The organism is Chiayiivirga flava (assembly GCF_014202825.1).
Classification (GTDB): Bacteria; Pseudomonadota; Gammaproteobacteria; order Xanthomonadales; family Xanthomonadaceae; genus Chiayiivirga; species Chiayiivirga flava.
Genome location: NZ_JACHHP010000002.1, coordinates 194699 through 217309, shown reverse-complemented (window position 1 = coordinate 217309; position 22611 = coordinate 194699). Strand labels below are relative to the sequence as shown.

Sequence of the window (22611 nt, the reverse complement as noted above, 5' to 3'; positions counted from 1 at the left end):
GTTCACCGCTTCGAGGACACCGCATGCCCGATCTGCACGGCAAGACCCTCTTCATCACCGGCGCCTCGCGCGGCATCGGCCTTGCCATCGCGCAGCGCGCCGCGCGCGACGGCGCCAACGTGGTGATCGCGGCAAAATCCGCCGTGCCCAATCCGAAATTGCCCGGCACCATCCATTCGGCCGCGGCCGCGGTCGATGCCGCCGGCGGACAGGGCCTGGCCGTGCAGTGCGACATCCGCGAGGAAGACCAGATCCGCGCCGCCGTGGAGGCCGCGGTGGCGCGTTTCGGCGGCATCGACATCCTGGTCAACAACGCCAGCGCCATCTGGCTGCACGGCGTGGACAACACGCCGATGAAGCGCTTCGACCTCATGCAGCAGGTCAACGCGCGCGGCACCTTCCTGTGTTCGCAGATCTGCCTGCCGCACCTGCGGCGCGCGGCGAATCCGCACATCCTCACGCTGGCGCCGCCGCCGTCGCTCGATCCGAAATGGTGGGGACCGCACACCGGCTACACCCTGGCCAAGATGGGCATGAGCCTGGTCACGCTGGGGCTTGCCGCCGAGTTGCGCGACAGCGGCATCGCGATCAATGCGCTGTGGCCGCGCACCATCATCGCCACCGACGCGCTCAACATGATCCCGGGCATCGATCTCGCCCGTTGCCGCACGCCCGCGATCGTCGCCGACGCGGCGCACGCGGTGCTGACGCGCCCCGCGGCGGGCTTCACCGGACGCTTCCTGATCGACGAGGAGGTGCTGCGCGAGGCCGGCGTCGACAGCTTCGACCGCTACGCCGTCGATCCGTCGCAGACGCCGCTCCCCGACCTGTTCCTCGACTGAGGGCCGCCCGATGAAGTACCTCCACGCCATGGTCCGCGTGTCCGACCTCGAGGCCTCGCTGCGGTTCTTCCGCGACGGCCTGGGCCTGGTCGAAACGCGCCGGCGCGACTACCCGGCCGGCCGCTTCACGCTGGTGTACCTTGGCGCGCCGGCCAACCCCGAGGCCGAAATCGAGCTCACGCATAACTACGACGTCGAGGACTACGGCGGCGCGCGCAACTTCGGTCACCTCGCCTTCGAGGTGGACGACATCCATGCTACCTGCGCGCACCTGCAGGCGATGGGCATCGAGATCAACCGTCCGCCGCGCGACGGCCGCATGGCCTTCGTGCGCTCGCCGGACCGGATCTCGATCGAATTGCTGCAGCGTGGCCAGGCCCTGCCGCCGCAGGAGCCGTGGCTGTCGATGCCCAACACCGGCAGCTGGTGAACGGCGTCGCGTGAGCACGTTCGCGCCGCGTTTTCGTCTCGACGGCGGCGACGCAACCGCGGCGCAGCTCGCGCACGTCGCGCGCCTCAACCACGGCCATTTCACCAGCTTCCAGGTGCGTGGCGGCGCGGTGCGCGGACTCGACCTGCACCTGGCGCGGCTGCGCGACGCCACGCGCGCGCTGTACGCGACGGATCTGGACCCGCAGCATGTGCGGATGCTGCTGCGCGACGCGCTCGGCGGCACGCGCGATGCGGCGGTCCGCATCACCGTGTTTCCGTCCGACTGGCGCCTCGACGCGATGCCGTCGCCGGCGCGCGTCGCGGTGCTCGTCGGCGTGTCGCCGCCGACGCAACGCAGCCTGCGGCCGCTGCGCCTGTGCACCGTCGAACACGAACGCTTCCTGCCGCAGATCAAGCACGTCGGCACGTTCGCGTCGATCCAGCTGCGCGCGCAGGCGCGGCGCGACGGTTTCGACGATGCGCTGTTCGTCGATCGCCACGATTGCATATCCGAAGGCACGGTCTGGAACATCGGCTTCCGCGCCGACGACCGCATCGTGTGGCCGGACGCGCCGCAGCTCGACGGTGTCGCGATGCGCCTGCTGAGCGATGGCCTCGCGCGCGCCGGCATCGCGGCGCAGCGATGCAGCGTCCCCCGCACGCTGCTGGCGACGTTCGACGGCGCGTTCGTCTGCAATGCCGGCGGTGTCGGCCATCCGGTCGTCGCGATCGACGACATCGCATTCGCCGTCGACGACGCCTTCACCCAATGCCTCGTCGCCTGCCACGACAGCAACGCCGCGCAAGCGATCTGATCCCACCTCCGGACCGTATCCTCCCCGATGACCACACTCGACACCGCACAATTGCTCGCCCGTGGCCGCGACTATCTCGTACCGGTCTACCGCCAGCGCGAACTCGTGCTCGACCGCGGCGCGGGCTCGCGCGTGTGGGACATGGACGGACGCGAGTACGTCGACTTCACCGCCGGCATCGCGGTCAGCGCGCTCGGTCACGGCGATCCGGACATCGTTGCCGCGCTCGTCGCGCAGGCCGGCCGGCTCTGGCACACGAGCAACGTCTTCCACAGCGAACCGCCGCTGCGCCTGGCCGAAGAACTGGTGCAGGCGAGCGGCTTCGCGCAACGCGTGTTCTTCTGCAACTCCGGCACCGAGGCCAACGAGGCGGCGATCAAGCTGGTGCGGCGCTGGGCCACGGCCCAAGGCCGTGATCCGTCGCGTCGCACCATCCTGACGTTCCGCGGCTCGTTCCACGGCCGCACGCTCGCGGCTGTCACGGCCACCGCGCAACCGAAATACCACGATGGCTTCGAACCGCTGCCGGGCGGATTCCGCTACTGCGATTTCAACGACATCGACGCCTTCGACGCCGCCTTCGACGACAGCGTGGCCGCGGTGCTGGTCGAACCGATCCAGGGCGAGGGCGGCGTGGTGCCCGCGGCCGACGGTTTCCTCCGGCACCTGCGCGCGCGCTGCGACGCGCGCGGCGCACTGCTCGTGCTCGACGAAATCCAGAGCGGCGTCGGCCGCACCGGCACGCTGTGGGCGCACCAGTGGGACGGCATCGCGCCGGACGTGATGACGCTTGCGAAGGGCCTGGGCTGCGGCTTTCCGATCGGCGCGATGCTGGTCGGCGAACGCGCCGCCACCACCCTGCAATTCGGCGCGCACGGCACCACGTTCGGCGGCAATCCGCTGGCGGCGTCCGTCGCGCGCGTGGCACTGCGCAAGCTGTCGTCGCCGGCGCTGCTCGCCAACGTCGCGCGGCAGTCGCAGGCGCTGCGCGATGGTCTCGGCGCGCTCGGCCGGGAGTTCGATCTCTTCGGCGAACTGCGCGGCCGCGGCTTGATGCTCGGCGCCGTGCTCAGGCCGCGCTACGCCGGCCGCGCCAGCGACATCCTCGACTACGCTGCGCGCGAAGGCCTGCTGCTGCTGCAGGCCGGACCGGACGTGCTGCGTTTCGTGCCGGCGCTGAACATCCGCGACGAGGACATCGCCGACGGCTTGCTCCGCCTGCGTGCGGCGTTGACGGCCTTCGTCGTCGCCTGAATCGGCCGCGTGGGCTCAGAAGGCCCGTTGCAGATCGTCGATCAGATCGTCGATGTGCTCCAGGCCCACCGACATCCGCAGCAGGTTCTGCGGCGACACCGGTGCTGCGCCTTCCACCGACGCGCGGTGCTCGACGAGCGATTCGCAGCCGCCCAGCGATGTCGCGTTGGTGAACAGGTTCAGCCGTCCCGCGAAGCGCAACGCGGCCTCACGCCCGCCGCGAAATTCCAGCGACAGCATGCCGCCGAAATCGCGCATCTGGCGTGCGGCGATGGCGTGCCCCGGATGCGACGCCAGGCCGGGGTAGTTGACCCGCTCGATTTCGCCGCGGCCGGCAAGAAAGTCCGCCACGCGCCGCGCGTTCGAGCAGTGCATCGCCATGCGCGCCGGCAGCGAGCGGCAGCCGCGCAACGTCAGCCACGCACTGAACGGTGCCATCGTCGCGCCGGTCACGTGCAGGCGGTGCGCGACGCGTTCGAACAGCGCGTCCTCGCGCGCGAAGACGAGCGCGCCGCCGAGCACGTCGCTGTGGCCGCCGAAATACTTCGTCGTCGAATGCATCACCACGTCGGCGCCGAGCGCGAGCGGGCGCTGCAGCACGGGCGTGGCGAACGTGTTGTCGCAGGCCAGCAGCGCCCCGTGCGCATGCGCGATGTCGGCGAGCGCGGCGATGTCGCACAGTTTCAGGCGCGGATTGGACGGTGTCTCCGCCCAGAGCACCGCAACGCCGTCGGCGCACGCCGCGCGCACCGCGTCGGCGTCGGCCATGTCGACCGCCGCGGACATGACCCCGCGCTGCGGCAGGAACTCGCCACACAGCACGCGCGTGCCGGTGTAGCAGTCGTCCGGGAACAGCACGCGGGCACCGGCGGGCAGCGATTCGAGCAGGGCGGACATCGCCGCCATGCCGGACGCGAACGTCAGCGCCGCCGCGCCGCCTTCGAGCGTGGCGATGGCTTCGCGCAGGCGGTCGTTGGTGGGATTGCCCTCGCGCTGGTACTCGTACCCGTCCACGCGTTCGCCCGCCGGCCCGTGCCGGAACGTGGTCGCGAAATGCAGCGGCGGCGTCACCGCGCCGGTGGCGGCATCCGGTGCGCCGCCGGCGTGGACGGCAAGGGTTTCAAGGCGCATCGTCGGCTCCGTCGACGGCGCCCCCACTGGCGCCGAATGCAGGTCAGTATGCGACAGTGGCGCGTCGCGGCGCAGCTCAGGTGCCGTCGGCCGGCAGCGCCGCGCCGCACCGCCGGCAATGCTGCGCGTCGCTCTCGTGGTCGGCGAGCCGGCACTGCGCGCAGGCGCTTGCGCGGCGCTTCGGCCGCAGCGTGTTGGCGAGCTCCGCGGTGTAGATGCCGGTCGGCACGGCGATGATGCTGTAGCCGATCAGGATCAGGATCGAGGTCACGAACCGCCCCAGCGGCGTGCCCGGCGCGATGTCGCCGAATCCCACCGTGGCCATCGTTACCACGGCCCAGTACATGCCGGTCGGAATGCTGGTGAAGCCGTGTGCCGGCCCTTCGATCACGTACATCAATGCGCCGAAGATCACCACGATGGTCAGCACGGTGCACACGAACACGAAGATCTTGCGCCTGCTGCCGAGCAGCGCCGTCATCAGCACGCCGGCCTCGCTCGAATATTCGACCAGCTTGAGCACGCGGAAGATGCGCAGCAGGCGCAGCACGCGCACCACGATCAGCGTGTTGCTGCCCAGGAACAGCAACGACAGATAGGTGGGCAGGATCGCGAGCAGATCGATGATGCCGAAGAAACTCGTCGCGTAACGCCACGGCCGCCGCACCACCCACAGGCGCATCGCGTACTCGACGGTGAAAAGCAGCGTGAACGCCCATTCGGCGGCATACAGCCAGCGGTGCCAGTCGGCCCGGATGCGCGGCACGCTGTCGAGCATCACCACCGCCACGCTGGCGAGGATGGCCACGATCAGCAGCAGATCGAAGTTGCGTTCGCCGGCGCTGTCGTGATGGAAGATCCACCGATACCATCGATTGCGCGCACCGGTGTCGCTGGCCGCGAGGAACTCGCGTTCGAACACGCCGGCGCGCACGTCGCGGTCCGGCGCGTCCGCGTTCATCCGCGAACCTGCGCAAAGGCGCCGCGTGCGGCGTCGAGCGTGGCGGCGATGACGTCGCCCGAGTGTGCAGCCGACAGGAATCCGGCCTCGAACGCCGACGGTGCCAGGTACACGCCGCGCTCGAGCATCGCGTGGAAAAACGTGTTGAACGCGTTCACGTCGCAGGCCATCGCCTGGGCAAACGTCTCCACCCGTTCGGCGCTGAAGAACAGTCCGAACATCGCGCCGACGCGCGTGGTGGAAAACGGCACGCCGGCGCCGTCGGCCACGGCCTGCAGGCCGTCGCACAGCAGGCGCGTGCGGCGCGCCAGTTCGTCGTGGAAGCCCGGCGCGCGGATCAGTTCGAGCATGGCAAGCCCGGCCGCCATCGCCACCGGATTGCCGCTCAGCGTGCCGGCCTGATAGATCGGCCCGGTCGGCGCGATCTGTTCCATCAGCGCGCGCGATCCGCCGTACGCGCCCACCGGCATGCCGCCGCCGATGATCTTGCCGAAGGTGGTGAGGTCCGGCGTCACGCCGTAATGCGCCTGCGCGCCGCCGAGCGCCACGCGGAAGCCGGTCATCACCTCGTCGAAGATCAGCAGCGCGCCGTGTTGCGTGCACAGCGCGCGCAGATGCTGCAGATAGCCCTCGCGCGGCAGGATGCAGTTCATGTTGCCGGCGACCGGTTCGACGATGAGCCCGGCGATGTCGCCGCCGAGCGCGTCGAACAGCGCGGTGGCCGCGTCGAAGTCGTTGTACGGCAGCGTCAGCGTGAGGTCCGCGAGCGCCTTCGGCACGCCCGGCGAGGTCGGCGTGCCGAACGTCAGCGCGCCCGACCCCGCCTTCACGAGAAAGGCATCGCCGTGGCCGTGGTAGCAGCCTTCGAACTTGACGATGCGCGCACGCCCGGTCGCACCGCGCGCGAGACGGATCGCCGACATCGTGGCCTCGGTGCCCGAGTTCACCATGCGCACCATCTCGATCGACGGCACGAGATCGACGATGGCCTGCGCCATCGTCACTTCCGCGGGGCACGGCGTGCCGAAACTGAGCCCGTCGCGGATCGCACGCTCCACCGCCTCGCGCACCTGCGGATGGTTGTGGCCGACGATCATCGGGCCCCACGAACCGACGTAGTCGATATAGCGTTTGCCTTCGACATCCCACAGGAAGGGACCGTCCGCGCGCGCGGTGAAGAACGGCTCGCCGCCCACCGACTTGAACGCACGCACCGGCGAATTGACGCCACCCGGCATCAGCGATCGTGCGCGTGCGAACAGGTCGTGGTTGGTGCGGCTCATGCGGGATTCCTGAAGCAGGCGTTGTAGGCGGCGACGGCCGCGGCGGGATCGGGTGCGTCGAACACGCCCGAGATGACGGCGAGCAGATCCGCGCCGGCGTCGACGAGGGATCGTCCATTGTCGGGCGTTATCCCGCCGATCGCCACCCGCGGCACGCCCAGCGTCGCGGCACCGCGCAGCAGCGACAGCGATGCGCGGCGCGCGTGCGGCTTGGTGGACGAGGCGAAAAACGCACCGAAGGCCACGTAGCTCGCGCCGGCCTCCACCGCGCGCGTGGCGAGCGCCGCGTCGTCGTAACACGAGGCGCCGATCAACGCGTCCGGGCCCAGTGCGCTCCGCGCCGCGGCGATGTCGCCGTCGTGTTCGCCCAGGTGCACGCCGGCACGCAGCTGCAGTGCCAGCGCGACATCGTCGTTGATCAGCAGCGGCACGTCGAAGCGCGCGCACAACGCCGCCAGCGCATGCGCCTGCTGCGCGCGCAGCGCCGCATCGGCCGCCTTGTTGCGGTACTGCAGCCACGCGACGCCACCGTGCAACGCCGATGCGACGCGGCGCAGCAGGCGCGCCGTGTCGTCCTCGTCGGGCGTCAGCAGATAGAGACCGCGCGCCGTCATCGGTTTTCGTCCCGCCGCCCCGGATGCGACAATGCCGGCAACGGCGCCACCGGGCGCGAACAAGGATCGAACATGGCGGAGGCGTATCGCACGTGGATGTGCGTGGTCTGCGGATACATCTACGACGAGGCCAGGGGCGTGCCCGACGAGGGCATCGCGCCGGGAACGCGCTGGGCCGACGTACCCGCCACGTGGACCTGCCCGGATTGCGGCGTCACCAAGGACGACTTCGAGATGGTCGAGATCGACTGAGCCCGGCGCCGCGCCGCATCAGTTCAACCGCGGCGTCGCCGCGCCCGCGTCGATCAGCGCCGTGCGGACGGCATCCACGTCGTCGGCCTCCGGTCGCAGTTGCAGGTAGCGCGACAGATCCCGGCTCGCCGCGCTGCCGTGTCCGAGCCGCGCGTACAGCTGACCGCGATCGCGGACCTCGTCCGCGCCGTTCGGATCCAGCCGCACCAGCCGGTCCGCGCAGCGCAGCGCCTTGTCCCAGGTTTCGCGCTCGGCGTAGAGCCCCTTGAGATTGCGCAGCATGCGCGTGAGGATCGCGCGGTGACTCGCCGGCGAGAGGATCTGCAGCAATTGCTGGTCGTCGATGTCGTTGCCGCCCAGGTGCGGGCGCGCGCGCAGCTTCAGCTCCTGCGCATCGATCGACCGGCCCTTGTGGTACGGATCGAGCACCAGCAGCCCGCCGTCCACCGGCAACCGCACGAGGAAATGCCCGGGAAACGAGACGCCTTCCAGCGGTACGCCCATGCGCCGCGCCAGCTCCATCTGCACCACGCCCAGGCTGATCGGGATGCCGAGCTTGCGATCGAGCACATCGTTGAGGTAGCTGTTGCGCGGATCGTAGTAGTCGTTCTGGTTGCCGGTGAAGCCGAGCTCGTCGAACAGGTAGCGATTGATCCGCGCAAGCTTGGCCTGCGGCTCGTCGAGCGCCTCGACGGTCGGCGCAAGTTCGCGCTCGTAACCCGAGCAGATCGATTCGTACGCCGCCACGTCCAGGTCCGGGTACTCGTCGCTGGCGATCAGCAGCGTCGCGCGCAGCAACGGAATGTCGTCGTCGGGCAGCGTGCACAACGCGTCCCATTCGGCGGTCTGGCGGCGGAGATCCATGGCGTTCACGTGGGTTGCGTCCTAGCGTGAATCAAGGGAACCGGCGAGCTGCGCGTCGATGTCGGGCGAAAACGTGATGGCATCGCCCGCGACGGTCTTCAACTCGCGCGACAATCCCGCATTGAGCTCCAGCACATACTGCGCCGGCCCCGCGCTCGGATACGACGGACAGCGCGGCGTGGTGCACGGCGGCACGCCGGCCGCGACCGACACCAGCCGGCGTTGTGCGTCGAAGTAGAAGATGTCGAGCGGAATGCGCGTATTGCGCATCCAGAACGCCTGCGGTTCCTGTCGCTCGAACAGGAACAGCATTCCGCGATCCCGCGCCATCGTGTCGCGGAACATCAGGCCGCGCGCGCGCTCCTCGTCGCTGTCCGCGATCTCCACGAAAAACCGCTGGCCCCCGAGCTCGACCCACGGCCCCGTCGCACCCGCGCAGCCGCCGAGTGCCGTCATCGCCAGCGCGATCAGCGCCATCCACCCACTCTTGCCCCGCACGCTCATGCACACCCCGCTGTCGCCACGCTGACTGCAGCCCGACGATAGCCGAACCTCTCCGGGCTGTCTTGCGCTTGCGCCAGGCTGCGGGCCGCGTTGTCGGCCACGGGCATCGGCGCAACCGTGCACGTCCGGCCCTCTTGTACGTGCCTCCCGGCCCATGCATAATGGTCGGCCCCCGCGACGGGGTTGAGGCGAAATGCCCGACCGCTGTTGGGAGGGGACCGAAAGAAAGTCCGTGCCGAGGTGTTGACGGACGTGAAATTCGATGTAAGATGTGCGGCTCGGTTGGACGAAACGTCCGGCTGTCGCGGATGGAGGCGAAGGCCTCTCCGCACCGTTCGAAGATCTTTGACAGTGTGCGCAGGTAATTTGTGTGGACGCCTGTGATGCGACGACGAGTCCATTGCAGAGAGTTCACGAACCAAGAGTCAGCAATGAAGCTTGGGATCGGAACGACTCGCTCAGAAGATTGAAGGTTTCGGCCTTCTGCAATTTTAAGTGAAGAGTTTGATCCTGGCTCAGATTGAACGCTGGCGGCATGCCTAACACATGCAAGTCGAACGGCAGCGCGGGGGCAACCCTGGCGGCGAGTGGCGGACGGGTGAGGAATGCATCGGAATCTGCCCAGTCGTGGGGGATAACGTAGGGAAACTTACGCTAATACCGCATACGACCTACGGGTGAAAGTGGGGGACCGCAAGGCCTCACGCGATTGGAGGAGCCGATGTCGGATTAGCTAGTTGGCGGGGTAAAGGCCCACCAAGGCGACGATCCGTAGCTGGTCTGAGAGGATGATCAGCCACACTGGAACTGAGACACGGTCCAGACTCCTACGGGAGGCAGCAGTGGGGAATATTGGACAATGGGCGCAAGCCTGATCCAGCAATGCCGCGTGGGTGAAGAAGGCCTTCGGGTTGTAAAGCCCTTTTGTACGGGAAGAAAAGCCTGGGGTGAATATCCCCGGGTCATGACGGTACCGTAAGAATAAGCACCGGCTAACTTCGTGCCAGCAGCCGCGGTAATACGAAGGGTGCAAGCGTTAATCGGAATTACTGGGCGTAAAGCGTGCGTAGGCGGTTTGTTAAGTCCGATGTGAAAGCCCTGGGCTCAACCTGGGAATGGCATTGGATACTGGCGAGCTAGAGTCAGGTAGAGGGTGGTGGAATTCCCGGTGTAGCGGTGAAATGCGTAGAGATCGGGAGGAACATCCGTGGCGAAGGCGGCCACCTGGACCATGACTGACGCTGAGGCACGAAAGCGTGGGGAGCAAACAGGATTAGATACCCTGGTAGTCCACGCCCTAAACGATGCGAACTGGATGTTGGGCTCAACTCGGAGCTCAGTGTCGAAGCTAACGCGTTAAGTTCGCCGCCTGGGGAGTACGGTCGCAAGACTGAAACTCAAAGGAATTGACGGGGGCCCGCACAAGCGGTGGAGTATGTGGTTTAATTCGATGCAACGCGAAGAACCTTACCTGGCCTTGACATGTCCGGAATCCTGCGGAGACGCGGGAGTGCCTTCGGGAATCGGAACACAGGTGCTGCATGGCTGTCGTCAGCTCGTGTCGTGAGATGTTGGGTTAAGTCCCGCAACGAGCGCAACCCTTGTCCTTAGTTGCCAGCACGTAAAGGTGGGAACTCTAAGGAGACTGCCGGTGACAAACCGGAGGAAGGTGGGGATGACGTCAAGTCATCATGGCCCTTACGGCCAGGGCTACACACGTACTACAATGGTCGGGACAGAGGGCAGCAAGACCGCGAGGTGGAGCCAATCCCAGAAACCCGATCTCAGTCCGGATCGCAGTCTGCAACTCGACTGCGTGAAGTCGGAATCGCTAGTAATCGCGAATCAGCAATGTCGCGGTGAATACGTTCCCGGGCCTTGTACACACCGCCCGTCACACCATGGGAGTGGGCTGCTCCAGAAGCAGGTAGTCTAACCGCAAGGGGGACGCTTGCCACGGAGTGGTTCATGACTGGGGTGAAGTCGTAACAAGGTAGCCGTATCGGAAGGTGCGGCTGGATCACCTCCTTTAGAGCATGAAGGCTTGGCCGTTCGTCACGGGCGTCCTCACAAGTTACCTGCATCCAGAAACAGGCTGCGACGCTGCGCGTCGTGGCCGCCTCGTTTGACGGGGCCATAGCTCAGCTGGGAGAGCACCTGCTTTGCAAGCAGGGGGTCGTCGGTTCGATCCCGACTGGCTCCACCACTGTGCGAATCCCTTCAAGACAACCGTGTACACGGTTGCCTGTCGAAGCGATCAACACATTGGGTCTGTAGCTCAGGTGGTTAGAGCGCACCCCTGATAAGGGTGAGGCCGGTGGTTCGAGTCCTCCCAGACCCACCATCTTGCGGAATGCAAGAGCGACGAAGAGCGTTCTGGATGCTGCGCACACACACGATTTTGAATCGGACAGGCGTTGAGGCCTGGCTCGAGTTCTTTGAAAATTTGGGACGTAACAAGCGTTTGAGACAACTGTCTTGAATGTGTCGTTGAGGCAAGTAAGCAAACTTGTTGTTTGACGTGATCCCGAGGCAACTTGGGGTTATATGATCAAGCGACTAAGCGCATACGGTGGATGCCTTGGCAGTCAGAGGCGATGAAGGACGTGGCAGCCTGCGAAAAGTGTCGGGGAGCTGGCAACAAGCTTTGATCCGGCAATGTCCGAATGGGGAAACCCACCCGCAAGGGTATCGTGCAGTGAATCCATAGCTGTACGAGGCGAACCCGGGGAACTGAAATATCTAAGTACCCGGAGGAAAAGAAATCAACCGAGATTCCCTGAGTAGTGACGAGCGAACGGGGAATAGCCCAAAAGTTGGCATTGATCTAGCAAAACGGTCTGGAAAGTCCGGCCATAGCAGGTGATAGCCCTGTATGCGAAAGGTCTTTGTCGATGATAAGTGAGTAGGGCGGGGCACGTGAAACCCTGTCTGAACATGGGGGGACCATCCTCCAAGGCTAAATACTCCTGACTGACCGATAGTGAACCAGTACCGTGAGGGAAAGGCGAAAAGAACCCCGGCGAGGGGAGTGAAATAGAACCTGAAACCGTATGCGTACAAGCAGTGGAAGCCCTTCGGGGTGACTGCGTACCTTTTGTATAATGGGTCAGCGACTTACATTACGTGGCGAGCTTAACCGAATAGGGGAGGCGAAGCGAAAGCGAGTCTGAATAGGGCGAATAGTCGCGTGGTGTAGACCCGAAACCGAGTGATCTATCCATGACCAGGGTGAAGGTGCGGTAACACGCACTGGAGGCCCGAACCCACTCCCGTTGAAAAGGTAGGGGATGAGTTGTGGATAGGAGTGAAAGGCTAATCAAACTCGGAGATAGCTGGTTCTCCTCGAAAGCTATTTAGGTAGCGCCTCGTGTATCACTGCTGGGGGTAGAGCACTGTTATGGCTAGCGGGACATCGCGTCTTAGCAACCCATGGCAAACTCCGAATACCAGCAAGTGCGAGCACGGGAGACACACGGCGGGTGCTAACGTCCGTCGTGAAAAGGGAAACAACCCAGACCTACAGCTAAGGTCCCAAAATTACCGCTCAGTGGGAAACGATGTGGGAAGGCACAGACAGCCAGGAGGTTGGCTTAGAAGCAGCCATCCTTTAAAGAAAGCGTAATAGCTCACTGGTCGAGTCGGCCTGCGCGGAAGATTTAACGGGGCTAAGCGGTATACCGAAGCTTAGGGTGTACACCTTTGGTGTGCGCGGTAGAGGAGCGTTCCGTACGCCTGTGAAGGTGCGTCGTAAGGCGTGCTGGAGGTATCGGAAGTGCGAATGCTGACATGAGTAACGATAAGGGGGGTGAAAAGCCCCCCCGCCGAAAGCCCAAGGTTTCCTCGCGCAACGTTCATCGGCGCAGGGTGAGTCGGTCCCTAAGGCGAGGGCGAAAGCCGTAGTCGATGGAAAGCTGGTTAATATTCCAGCACCTCGCGTGACTGCGATGGAGAGACGGAGAAGGGTAGGTGTACCGGGCGTTGGTTGTCCCGGAGAAAGGAGGTAGGCGGGGATCTTAGGCAAATCCGGGATCCTGTTAACGCCGAGCACCGAGACGAGTCCATCTGGACGAAGTCACTGATCCCACGCTTCCAGGAAAATCTTCTAAGCTTCAGGTCACGCAGACCGTACCGTAATCCGACACAGGTAGGCAGGGTGAGAATCCTCAGGCGCTTGAGAGAACTCGGGTGAAGGAACTAGGCAACATAGCACCGTAACTTCGGGAGAAGGTGCACCCTCGATCGTGGCACGTGCGTGCTACAGCGATCGGGGGTCGCAGTGACCAGGCCGCTGCGACTGTTTATCAAAAACACAGCACTCTGCAAACACGAAAGTGGACGTATAGGGTGTGACGCCTGCCCGGTGCTGGAAGGTTAATTGATGGGGTCAGCCGCAAGGCGAAGCTCTTGATCGAAGCCCCAGTAAACGGCGGCCGTAACTATAACGGTCCTAAGGTAGCGAAATTCCTTGTCGGGTAAGTTCCGACCTGCACGAATGGCGTAACGACAGCGGCGCTGTCTCCACCCGAGACTCAGTGAAATTGAAATCGCTGTGAAGATGCAGCGTTCCCGTGGCAAGACGGAAAGACCCCGTGAACCTTTACTATAGCTTTACACTGAACGTTGAGTTCGTCTGTGTAGGATAGGTGGGAGGCGTCGAAACCTGGTCGCCAGATCAGGTGGAGCCAACCTTGAAATACCACCCTGATGTGCTTGACGTTCTAACCTCGGCCCGTAATCCGGGTCAGGGACCGTGTATGGTGGGTAGTTTGACTGGGGCGGTCTCCTCCCAAAGAGTAACGGAGGAGCTCGAAGGTACGCTCAGCGCGGTCGGACATCGCGCACTGTGTGCAAAGGCATAAGCGTGCTTGACTGCGAGATCGACGGATCAAGCAGGTACGAAAGTAGGACTTAGTGATCCGGTGGTTCTGTATGGAAGGGCCATCGCTCAACGGATAAAAGGTACTCCGGGGATAACAGGCTGATACCGCCCAAGAGTTCATATCGACGGCGGTGTTTGGCACCTCGATGTCGGCTCATCACATCCTGGGGCTGTAGTCGGTCCCAAGGGTATGGCTGTTCGCCATTTAAAGTGGTACGCGAGCTGGGTTCAGAACGTCGTGAGACAGTTCGGTCCCTATCTGCCATGGGCGTTGGAGATTTGAGAGGGGCTGCTCCTAGTACGAGAGGACCGGAGTGGACGAACCCCTGGTGTTCCGGTTGTCACGCCAGTGGCATTGCCGGGTAGCTACGTTCGGAAGCGATAACCGCTGAAAGCATCTAAGCGGGAAGCGCGCCTCAAGATGAGATCTCCCGGGAGCTCGACTCCCCTAAAGGAACGATGTAGACCACGTCGTTGATAGGCTGGGTGTGTAAGTGGGGCAACCCATTGAGCTTACCAGTACTAATGATCCGTGCGGCTTGATCATATAACCTCAAGTTGTCTTGTCCTCGATGGCACATCGAGACAGTAAACCTCAGACAATACCTTGTTACGTCCCAACCCCATGAGAGCGTGAGCGCGAGTGCGTGCATGCGATCGACCATCCGGCGTCTCCGATGGCATCGATCCCACACACGACGCGACCCTCCACCCTCTCCCTGGTGAACATAGCGCTGTGGCACCACCCGATCCCATCCCGAACTCGGAAGTGAAACGCAGCTGCGCCGATGGTAGTGTGCATGCGCATGCAAGAGTAGGTCATCGCCAGGGTCTTCTCCCCAAACGCCCCGATCCCACGATCGGGGCGTTTGTCTGTGCGGACGATAATTTGCGCACGATAAATTCAACGGCGCAGCCTGCGCTGAGGCATTCCAGGAAAGCGAGGGCTTCGGCTGAATAATCGAGAAAATCCGATCCTCATGGAGTCGAAATCCGGACTGATGCTGCGTGGCGACCCTCCGCTGCGCAGTGGCGCGCTGCCACACCAATCTACGCTGCCGCCGCGCAACAGTTTGAAGGTCCGAACCATCTCGAACGCAGGCGCGCGGTTCGCATATACCCATCGCGAACCAACACGATCGCGCGCGTCCGCCGCGTCTTTGCGCCAGAATTGACGCCTGTCCCGCACCCGGTGCGCCTGGCTGCCGTGTTGCCGTGTCCGAACCTCTGAACCAGCGCTTCCTGCGTCTCGAGCCGCTGATCGACCGGGCGCTCGAACTCGACGACGATGCCCGCGAGCAGTTCCTCGCGATGTGCGCCGAGGTGCATCCGGACCTGATCGCCGATCTGCGCCGCGCGCTTGCGCCGGACGATGCGGTGCTGCCTGCGCTAGGTGGTCTGGCCGCGGAAGTGACGCGCGAGCGTCCGACCGATCGCCGCGGCCTGCGTGCCGGCGCGTGGCGCCTGCTCGAGAAGCTCGGGCGCGGCGGCATGGGCACGGTGTATCTGGCCGAGCGCGCCGACGGCGCGTTCGACAAACGCGCTGCGGTCAAGCTGCTGCGCGGTCACGATCTGCGATTCAAGGACCAGCTCGAGCGCGAACGGCGCGTGCTCGCCAGGCTCGATCATCCGCACATCGCACGCCTGCTCGATGGCGGTGTGCTGCCGGACGGGCAGCCCTATCTCGTGATGGAGCTGGCCGACGGCGAGGATCTGGACGACTGGCTCGCGCGCGCGCGTCCGTCGCTGGAAGCGCGGCTGCAGGTGTTCCTCGCGATCTGCGAGGCGGTGGCGTACGCGCACGGCGTGCTCGTCGTGCATCGCGACCTGAAGCCGTCGAACATCCGCGTGGCCGCCGACGGCAGCGTGAAGCTGCTGGATTTCGGTATCGCCAAGCTGCTGGCACCGGACGCCGAGCGCGGCAACACCCAGCACCTTGCGCTCACGCCCGATTTCGCCGCGCCCGAACAGCTGCAGGGCGGCGTGATCAGCACGCGGACCGACGTCTACGCACTCGGCGCGCTGTTGTTCCTGCTGCTCAGCGGGCGCGCGCCGCATCCGGCCTTCGACGGCAACTGGGCCGGGTTCGTCCAGCGCATCACCGAGGACGATGCGCGCCCCGTCAGCAGTGCGGCGACGCCGGACGCGACGCTTGCACTTGCGCCGGCCACCTTGCGCGGCGATCTCGACGCCATCGTCGCGCAGGCGTTGCGGCGCGAGCCCGTGCAGCGCTATCCCAACGTCGATGCCTTCGCCGCCGACGTGCGGCGCTTTCTCGACGGCCGGCCCGTGCACGCGCATCCGCCCACGCTCGGCTACCGCGCGCGCAAATGGCTGCGGCGCCGCTGGGGCCTGGCCGCGGCGGCGGGGGCGGTGACGCTCGCGTTGGTGGCGGGCGTGTCGGGCATCGTCTGGCAGGCGCGCTACACCGCCGCCGAGCGCGACGCCGCGCAGCTCGAGGCGCGCCGTTCGCAGGCGGTGCGCGATTACCTGCTGCTGATGTTCCGCGACGCCGGTGCCCAGGCCGGCGATGCGCAGGCGCTCAGCGCCAAGACGGTGCTCGAACAGGCGGCCGCAGGGATCGAGCGCGAATTCGCCGACGACCCCGATGCGCGCCAGCAGGTGCTGGCATCGCTGGCGGAGATCTACATCTACCTCGGCGATTTCGTCGCGGCGGAGGCGTTGCTGTCGCGCTTCCTGCAGCTCGACGACGGCCGCGCGCCCGGTGCGCTGCGCGCCCAGGTGCACAGCGACCTTGCCGACGTGCAACTGCGCCGCGGCAATCCGGTGGAGGCCTGCGCCGAGATCGAAACCGCGCTGTCGCTGCTGCGCGCGGAACCCGGCGACCAGCGCAGCGCCGTCGGTACCGCGCTGTCGCTGCGCGGGCAATGCCGGCGCATGTCGGGCGCGCTCGACGCGGCGCTCGCCGATCTGCGCGAGGCGGTGTCGCTGCAGCGTCAGGCGCGCGGCGCGACCGCACGCGAAACCGCCGCGGCGCACAACAGCCTGGCCGCCGGCTACCTCCAGGCCGGCGCGCTCGACGCGGCACGGACCGAACTGGAAGCCGCGCTTGCCGTGTTCGAGGCCACCGGCCGCGGCGCCAGCGTCGATGCCGCGAACACGCTCAACAACCTGGCCGTGGCCGCGATGCTGTCCGGCCGCATGGTGCAGGCGCAGGCGTGGCTGCAGCGCGCGCTCGAGGTGCGCCGCGCCGCGAGCGGCGAGTCGGCCGCGCTCGGCGCGCTGCTGGTCAACTACGGTCGCGCCCTGACGCTGCTCGGTCGCTTCGACGAGGCCGCGCCGCAGCTGGACGAGGCGATCGTCCTGCTGGAGCGCTACACCGGCGCCGACAGCATCGACAGCGCCAGCGCCGGCCTTGCGCTGGCGGACTACCAGACCACACAACGCGCCTACGGCGGTGCCGAACGCACCGCCGCACGCAGCCGCGACACGCTCGTCGCCAAACTCGGTGCCGGACATCCGGCCAGCCTGCGGGCCGCCGCGCAACTGGCCGAGATCCAGTGGCGACGCGGCGACGCGACATCGCTCGCGCGGTTGCAGGCCGCCATCGCCGGGCTGCGCGAGAGCGGCGCCAGCGGTGCCAGCTATCTGGCAGCTGCGCTCTGCCAGAGCGCGATCGCGCAGCGCACGACGTCGCCCGAAGACGCGCTGCGTGACGCCCGCGAATGCCTGTCCCTGCGGCGTGCGCGCAACGGCGAAACGCACTGGGAGACGGCGCAGGCGGCACTGCTGGTCGCAAGCCTCGATCCCGACAACGCGGACGGCGAACGCGATGCCGCGCAGGCGATGGGGGTGTTGCGCGACGCGCTCGGCGAACGCAGCCCGCGCGTCATCGAGGCGGCCGCGTGGATGCCGCGCTGAGGGCCCCGTGTCCGGCGCGGACGGTCTGCACCGTCACTGTATGCACGGCAGGCGTGGTCCTGCCCTTTCATCGAGTCATTGCGGGAGTGCGTCCATGAAAAAAGCCCTGGGGGGTTGTCTGGTGGTGGGTCTGCTGGTGCTGGTGATCGGCGGCGGCGCATTGTGGTGGTTCGTGCTGAAGCCGGCATGGCATGCCGGGAGCGAGTTCATGGGGGCGGCCACGCAGTTCGCGGAGATCGCACAGATCGAGGCCAAGGTCAGCAACCGCACGCCGTATTCCGCACCGGCCGACGGGACCATCCCGCCGGAGACATGGCAGCGCTTCGTCGCGGTGCAGCGCGCGTTGCAGGTCGATGTGGGCGACACGCTCGCCGTGCTGGAAGCCAAGTACAAGGAGATCGAGGCACGCACGGGCAACGGCAGCGAGCCGGGCCTGACGGACCTGCTGGGCGCGTACGGCGATCTCTTCGGGCTGATCCGTGACGCGAAGCTGGCGCAGGTGGATGCACTCAATGCGCAGGGCATGTCGCTGGAGGAATACCGCTGGGTCCGCGCGCAGGCGTACGCCGCGCTGGGCCTGGCCGGCGCCGACGCCGACGCCACGCCGACGCCGCTGCAGGGCAGCGCGATAGCGCGCAACGCCGAGCTCGTGCGTGAGCAGCGCGCGCTTCTCACGCAGACGGCAGCCACGGCCTGGCTCGGATTCTGACGGCGCGCAGAAGCAGATACGGTGCGGCATGCCGCGCCGAGCCCCGACCCCGGCGTTGCAGTCCGCGCAATCACGGTGGTCGGCGTGTGCGTCCGGCCATCGCACCGGTGCGTCGACACGCGCCGCGGCGCCGGTCGCTGCGCCATACCGCGGCGTTGGGTGAATTGCTCTAACGCAATCGGTATCGTGTACGGATGAATTCGATGCCGGAGACCCGCGACGTGATGGCGGTCGCACGCGACCCGCTGCGGCCGGCGCGCTACGCGGTGCGGTTGCCGCTGCTGCTGCTGCATCTGGCGATCGGTCTGCCGATCACGCTGCTGATGATCAATCCGCTCACGCAGCGCTGGCAGGTGCGCGGCGAGCGCGTCGATCACCGCGTGATCCGGGTGTGGTCGGCCGGGCTCATGCGTATCTTCGGCTGGCGCACGCGGCGCATCGGCACACCGTTGCCGGGCGCGGCGCTGTTCGTGGCCAATCATGTCTCGTGGCTGGATATCGAACTGATGCACAGCCAGCGCGTGGTCGGCTTCGTCGCCAAGAGCGAAATCAGCCGCTGGCCGCTGATCGGCTGGCTGGCGCGCCGCGGCGGAACCATCTACCACCGCCGCGGCAACACCGAATCGCTGGCCGGCGTGCTGCACCTGATGGTCGAACGGCTGCAGTCCGGCCAGGCCGTCGGCGTGTTTCCCGAAGGCGGCGCCAACGCCGGCGATACGGTGAAGACCTTCCACGCGCGCATCTTCCAGGCAGCGGTCGCCGCGCAGGTGCCGGTGCAGCCGGTCGCGCTGCGCTACGGCGCGGGCGGCAGTGCGCAGACCCTCGTCGCGTTCGGCGAGAACGAGAATTTCCTGCAGAATTTCTGGCGCGTGCTGGGCGAACCGGCGCGTGTGGCCGAGGTGTATTTCCTCGATCCGCTGCCGCCGGAGGTCGAAGGCCGGCGCAAGCTCGCGGAGGGCAGCCGCGAGCGCATCCTCGCGGCGATGCAGTCGTGAGCACCGTCGCATGAACCGGGAGCCCGGCGAATTCCGCCCGCCGCGCCTGCTGCGCAACCGGCACGTGCAGTCGGTGCTGGCGTCGAGCCGACTTCGCCGCCTTGCCGCGCGCGGCCGCACCAGCCATATCGAAACGCATGCGCAGGAAGTGATGCTCGACTGCGGCAACGGCGTGCGCCTGCAGGGCTTCCACACCGCGCAGCGCGTCCGTGGCTCCGCACGCGGACTTGTGGTGTTGCTGCACGGCTGGGAAGGCAGCGTCGAGTCCAGTTACCTGCTGCACACCGGTGCGCGCCTGCTGGAGGAAGGCTTCGACGTCTTCCGCCTGCATTTCCGCGACCACGGCGCCACGCACCATCTCAACGAAGGCCTGTTCCACTCGTGCATGATCGACGAGGTGGTCGGCGCGGTGGCGGACATCGCACGGCGCTTCCCCACGCCCTCGCTGCATGTGGCCGGGTATTCGCTGGGCGGGAACTTCGCGTTGCGCGTGGCGCTGCGCGCGCCGGGCGCAGGCATCGCGCTGACCCACGCCGTGGCGGTGTGCCCGGTGATCAGCCCGCGCGCCGGCCTGTCGGCCATCGAGGCCGCGCCGTGGTTCTACGAGCGCTACTTCCTCATCAAGTGGGGCGGCTCGCTCCGGCGCAAGCAGGCGCTGTATCCGGGGCGCTTCGCGTTCACGCCCCGCGACCTGCGCGCCAGCCTGCGCGGTCTGACCCAGCTGCTGGTCGAACGCCACACCGAGTTCGGCACGCTCGACAATTACCTCGAAGGCTATTCCGTGGCCGGTCGGCGCCTCGCCGCGCTGCAGGTGCCGGTCAGCATTCTCACGTCGGCCGACGATCCGATCATTCCGGTGGACGATTTCCGCGAACTGGATCTGCCGCCCAGCGCACGGCTCGACATCGCGCCATTCGGCGGCCACTGCGGCTTCATCCAGGACTTCCGCCTGCGCAGCTTCGCCGAGGAGTACGTCACCGCGCGCGTGCTCGGTGCGGAAGAGGTGCGCGAACGCGCCACGTCGACGCCGGAGACAGCGGCTACAATGGCGGTCTGATTCGCAGACTGCGTTGTTTTCCATGCTCGATACCGTGCTTTCCGCCCTGCGCGGCGGCGACTATGCCGCCGCCGAAACCGCCGCCCGCGCGTGGCTTGCCGACCGTCCCGACGAACCGCAGGCCGAGCACCTGCTCGGCGTGAGCCTGCAGGCGCGCGGGCAGCTCGACGCCGCCGATGCCGCGTTCGGACGGGCCCTGGCCCTGGCGCCCGAGCGTGCCGAGACCCACATCGCCCGCGCGCTGCTGGCCGCACACCGGCGCGACCCGGCGGCCGCGCGTGCCGCGCTCGACCGCGCCGTGGCGCAGGATCCGAACCAGCTCATCGCCTACCTCAGCCTGGCGCAGCTCGCGCTGGCGCGCGGCGACCTGCCCGAGGCCGAACGCCAGCTGCGCGTGGCCGAGCGCATCAACGCCGAGCACCCGCACCTGCTCGCGCTGCACGGCCAACTGCTGCTCGCCCGCGGACAAGGCGAGGCGGCGCTGTCGGTGCTCACCCAGGCGGCGCAACTGGCGCCGGACGACAGCCTCGTGCAGGGCGTGCTCGGGATGACGCTGCTCGCGCTCGGTCGCCACGCCTTCGCCGAACAGGCGCTGCGCAATGCGCTCGCGCTGCAGCCCGATGCGACCGCGTTGCGGCATGCGCTGCTGCGCGCGCTGCTGGCGCAGAATCGCCACGACGAGGCCGACGTCGAACTCGGCGTGCTGCTGAACGAAACCCCCGACGATGCCGCCGCGCTCGCGTTGCAGGGACAGCTTGCGCGCACGCGCGGCGACCTGCTGCAGGCGCGCGAACGCTTCGAGCGTTCGCTGCAGGCGCGACCGCATCCGGGCGTGCTGCGCGCGCTGCAGGGTGTGCTGCAGGAACTGGGCGCACCGCACGACCTGGCCGCCGTGCTCGAACAGGTGCTCGCGCGGCATCCGGCGTTCGATCCGGCGTGGGTCGCGCTGCTCGAGCTTGCGCGCGGCGACGGCGCCTGGTCCGCCACGATCGCCGATCGCTGGTACACCGCATCGCCGACGCCGGCGGCGACCGAGTTGCTCGCCCAGGTGTGCGAGGCGCGCGGCGACCACGGTCGTGCGGCGGAGCTCGCGCAGAGCGCGGTCGCGCGCGACCCGGCGCGTGTTGCCTCGCACATCGTGCTGGCGCGCGCCGCGCTGCGCACGGGCGACGCCGCCGGTGCGGTGACGCGGCTGCAGGCGATCGTCGCGCACGTGCGCGATCCGCAGCACCGGCGTGCGCTGCTCGGCTGGCTCGGACACGCGCTCGACCGCAGCGGCGATCACGCCGGCGCCGCCGCCGCGTGGCGCGAGGCGCAGCGCCTGACCCCGTCGCCCGTGGCATTGCCCGCGCACGCGGCCCGGCCCGCGCTCGTGGAGGCCGCGCTGGCGCGCGCCGACGGCCTCGCGCCCGCCGCGACGCCCGCGCCGATCCTGCTGTGGGCGCCGCCCGGCAGCAGTCCGGAACTGGCCGCCGCACTGCTGCGCGGTGCCGACACGCTGCAGCTCGTCGCCGACCGGTTTTCCGCAACGCCGCGGCGCGACGGCTTCACCCTGCCCGACGGCATCGATCTGTATCCCGCCACGCTCGAAGGCGCGGCCGACGAATTCGTCACCGCATGGCGCGCCGGCCTCACCGCGCTCGGCCACGCGCCGGAGACGAGCGTGGACTGGCTGCCGCATCTGGACGCGCGTGTGCTGCCGATGCTGCGCGCCGCCGCGTCCGGCACGCGCATCGTCGCGATCCTGCGCGACCCGCGCGACCTGCTGCTGAACTGGCTCGCGTTCGGTTCGCCGCAGCGCTACGACTGCGGCGATCTGGTGGCGGCCGCGCGCTGGCTGGCCGGTGCGCTCGATGCGCTGGTCACGCTGCGCGAACGCGCGCTGCTGCCGCTGCTCGAACTCGGCCACGGTGTGGCCGAGGGCGACCTCGCGACGACGGCGGACACCCTGGCCGACTTCCTCGCCCTGCCGGCCGCGCCGCACGTCGCCGCGGCGCAGCGTCTGCGCGACGGTCCGCTGGCGCTGCCTACCGCGTTCGCCGACGGACACTGGCGCCACTATGCGGCCGCGCTCGCCGACGCGTTCGCGCCGCTGGGCGCGGTCGCGCAGCGCCTGGGTTATCCCGCCGCCTGA

16 protein-coding genes, 2 tRNA genes and 3 rRNA genes are annotated in these 22611 nt (G+C 67.2%); 15 read left to right on the top strand and 6 right to left on the bottom strand.

The genetic code is table 11. The annotated features are described in order from the left end of the window. Positions 1-23: 23 nt before the first annotated feature. The 4 genes from HNQ52_RS05465 to HNQ52_RS05450 are packed head-to-tail and all read left to right on the top strand — an operon-like array spanning position 24 to position 3343. Complete coding sequence (locus HNQ52_RS05465) at positions 24-842, top strand: SDR family oxidoreductase (RefSeq protein WP_183960107.1); 819 nt, start codon at positions 24-26, stop codon at positions 840-842. 10 nt (positions 843-852) lie between these two features. Next, positions 853-1272: a VOC family protein gene (locus tag HNQ52_RS05460; protein WP_183960106.1), complete on the top strand. Its 420-nt coding sequence runs from the start codon at positions 853-855 to the stop codon at positions 1270-1272. Between the two features lie 10 nt (positions 1273-1282). After that, a complete protein-coding gene (locus HNQ52_RS05455; RefSeq protein WP_183960105.1) occupies positions 1283-2089 on the top strand; it encodes an aminotransferase class IV in 807 nt (268 codons plus the stop codon). Between the two features lie 27 nt (positions 2090-2116). Next, positions 2117-3343, top strand: a complete 1227-nt coding sequence (locus tag HNQ52_RS05450) for an acetylornithine/succinylornithine family transaminase (RefSeq protein WP_183960104.1) — start codon at positions 2117-2119, stop codon at positions 3341-3343. A 15-nt stretch (positions 3344-3358) separates the two neighbouring features. Here HNQ52_RS05450 and HNQ52_RS05445 read toward each other — a convergent pair whose 3' ends face one another. The 4 genes from HNQ52_RS05445 to thiE all read right to left on the bottom strand — a co-directional run bounded on the left by HNQ52_RS05445 (position 3359) and on the right by thiE (position 7332). After that, complete coding sequence (locus HNQ52_RS05445; RefSeq protein WP_183960103.1) at positions 3359-4474, bottom strand: trans-sulfuration enzyme family protein; 1116 nt, start codon at positions 4472-4474, stop codon at positions 3359-3361. A 76-nt stretch (positions 4475-4550) separates the two neighbouring features. Then, a complete protein-coding gene (locus tag HNQ52_RS05440) occupies positions 4551-5435 on the bottom strand; it encodes an ion transporter (protein WP_183960102.1) in 885 nt (294 codons plus the stop codon). Further along, positions 5432-6718 (bottom strand): glutamate-1-semialdehyde 2,1-aminomutase, encoded by a 1287-nt coding sequence (hemL, locus tag HNQ52_RS05435; protein WP_183960101.1) that lies wholly within the window; start codon positions 6716-6718, stop codon positions 5432-5434. Before hemL ends, HNQ52_RS05440 begins: the two co-directional genes overlap by 4 nt. Further along, on the bottom strand, positions 6715-7332 hold the full coding sequence (gene thiE / locus HNQ52_RS05430; RefSeq protein WP_183960100.1) for a thiamine phosphate synthase: 618 nt from the start codon (positions 7330-7332) through the stop codon (positions 6715-6717). The genes hemL and thiE overlap by 4 nt, the downstream gene beginning before the upstream one ends. Before the next feature lie 72 nt (positions 7333-7404). Here thiE and HNQ52_RS05425 point away from each other — a divergent pair, with 72 nt between their 5' ends. Continuing rightward, positions 7405-7584 (top strand): rubredoxin, encoded by a 180-nt coding sequence (locus HNQ52_RS05425; RefSeq protein ID WP_183960099.1) that lies wholly within the window; start codon positions 7405-7407, stop codon positions 7582-7584. 18 nt (positions 7585-7602) lie between these two features. Here HNQ52_RS05425 and HNQ52_RS05420 read toward each other — a convergent pair whose 3' ends face one another. After that, positions 7603-8448, bottom strand: a complete 846-nt coding sequence (locus HNQ52_RS05420; RefSeq protein ID WP_183960098.1) for a SirB1 family protein — start codon at positions 8446-8448, stop codon at positions 7603-7605. A 21-nt stretch (positions 8449-8469) separates the two neighbouring features. After that, complete coding sequence (locus tag HNQ52_RS05415) at positions 8470-8925, bottom strand: DUF192 domain-containing protein (RefSeq protein WP_246387620.1); 456 nt, start codon at positions 8923-8925, stop codon at positions 8470-8472. 519 nt (positions 8926-9444) lie between these two features. On the opposite strand from HNQ52_RS05415, the gene HNQ52_RS05410 reads away from it, so the two are divergent. The 10 genes from HNQ52_RS05410 (at position 9445) to HNQ52_RS05365 (ending at position 22611) form a co-directional block, all read left to right on the top strand. Further along, positions 9445-10983: ribosomal RNA gene (locus HNQ52_RS05410) — 16S ribosomal RNA — on the top strand. Positions 10984-11082: 99 nt separating this feature from the next. Continuing rightward, positions 11083-11158: transfer RNA gene (locus tag HNQ52_RS05405), tRNA-Ala, on the top strand. 61 nt (positions 11159-11219) lie between these two features. Continuing rightward, positions 11220-11296: transfer RNA gene (locus HNQ52_RS05400), tRNA-Ile, on the top strand. A gap of 205 nt (positions 11297-11501) precedes the next feature. Beyond that, positions 11502-14381 (top strand): 23S ribosomal RNA (locus HNQ52_RS05395). 171 nt (positions 14382-14552) lie between these two features. Then, a 5S ribosomal RNA gene (gene rrf, locus HNQ52_RS05390) occupies positions 14553-14665 on the top strand. The 16S, 23S and 5S rRNA genes sit together here with 2 tRNA genes alongside, the layout of an rRNA operon. A gap of 384 nt (positions 14666-15049) precedes the next feature. Beyond that, entirely contained in the window at positions 15050-17716 is a 2667-nt protein-coding gene (locus HNQ52_RS05385) for a protein kinase domain-containing protein (RefSeq protein ID WP_183960097.1), read from the top strand. Between the two features lie 94 nt (positions 17717-17810). Next, positions 17811-18425, top strand: coding sequence for a hypothetical protein (locus HNQ52_RS05380; protein ID WP_183960096.1), 615 nt, complete (start codon positions 17811-17813; stop codon positions 18423-18425). 194 nt (positions 18426-18619) lie between these two features. Further along, a complete protein-coding gene (locus HNQ52_RS05375) occupies positions 18620-19420 on the top strand; it encodes a lysophospholipid acyltransferase family protein (protein ID WP_425486474.1) in 801 nt (266 codons plus the stop codon). Between the two features lie 10 nt (positions 19421-19430). After that, a complete protein-coding gene (locus HNQ52_RS05370; RefSeq protein WP_183960094.1) occupies positions 19431-20477 on the top strand; it encodes a YheT family hydrolase in 1047 nt (348 codons plus the stop codon). A gap of 22 nt (positions 20478-20499) precedes the next feature. Further along, positions 20500-22611, top strand: coding sequence for a tetratricopeptide repeat protein (locus HNQ52_RS05365; RefSeq protein WP_183960093.1), 2112 nt, complete (start codon positions 20500-20502; stop codon positions 22609-22611).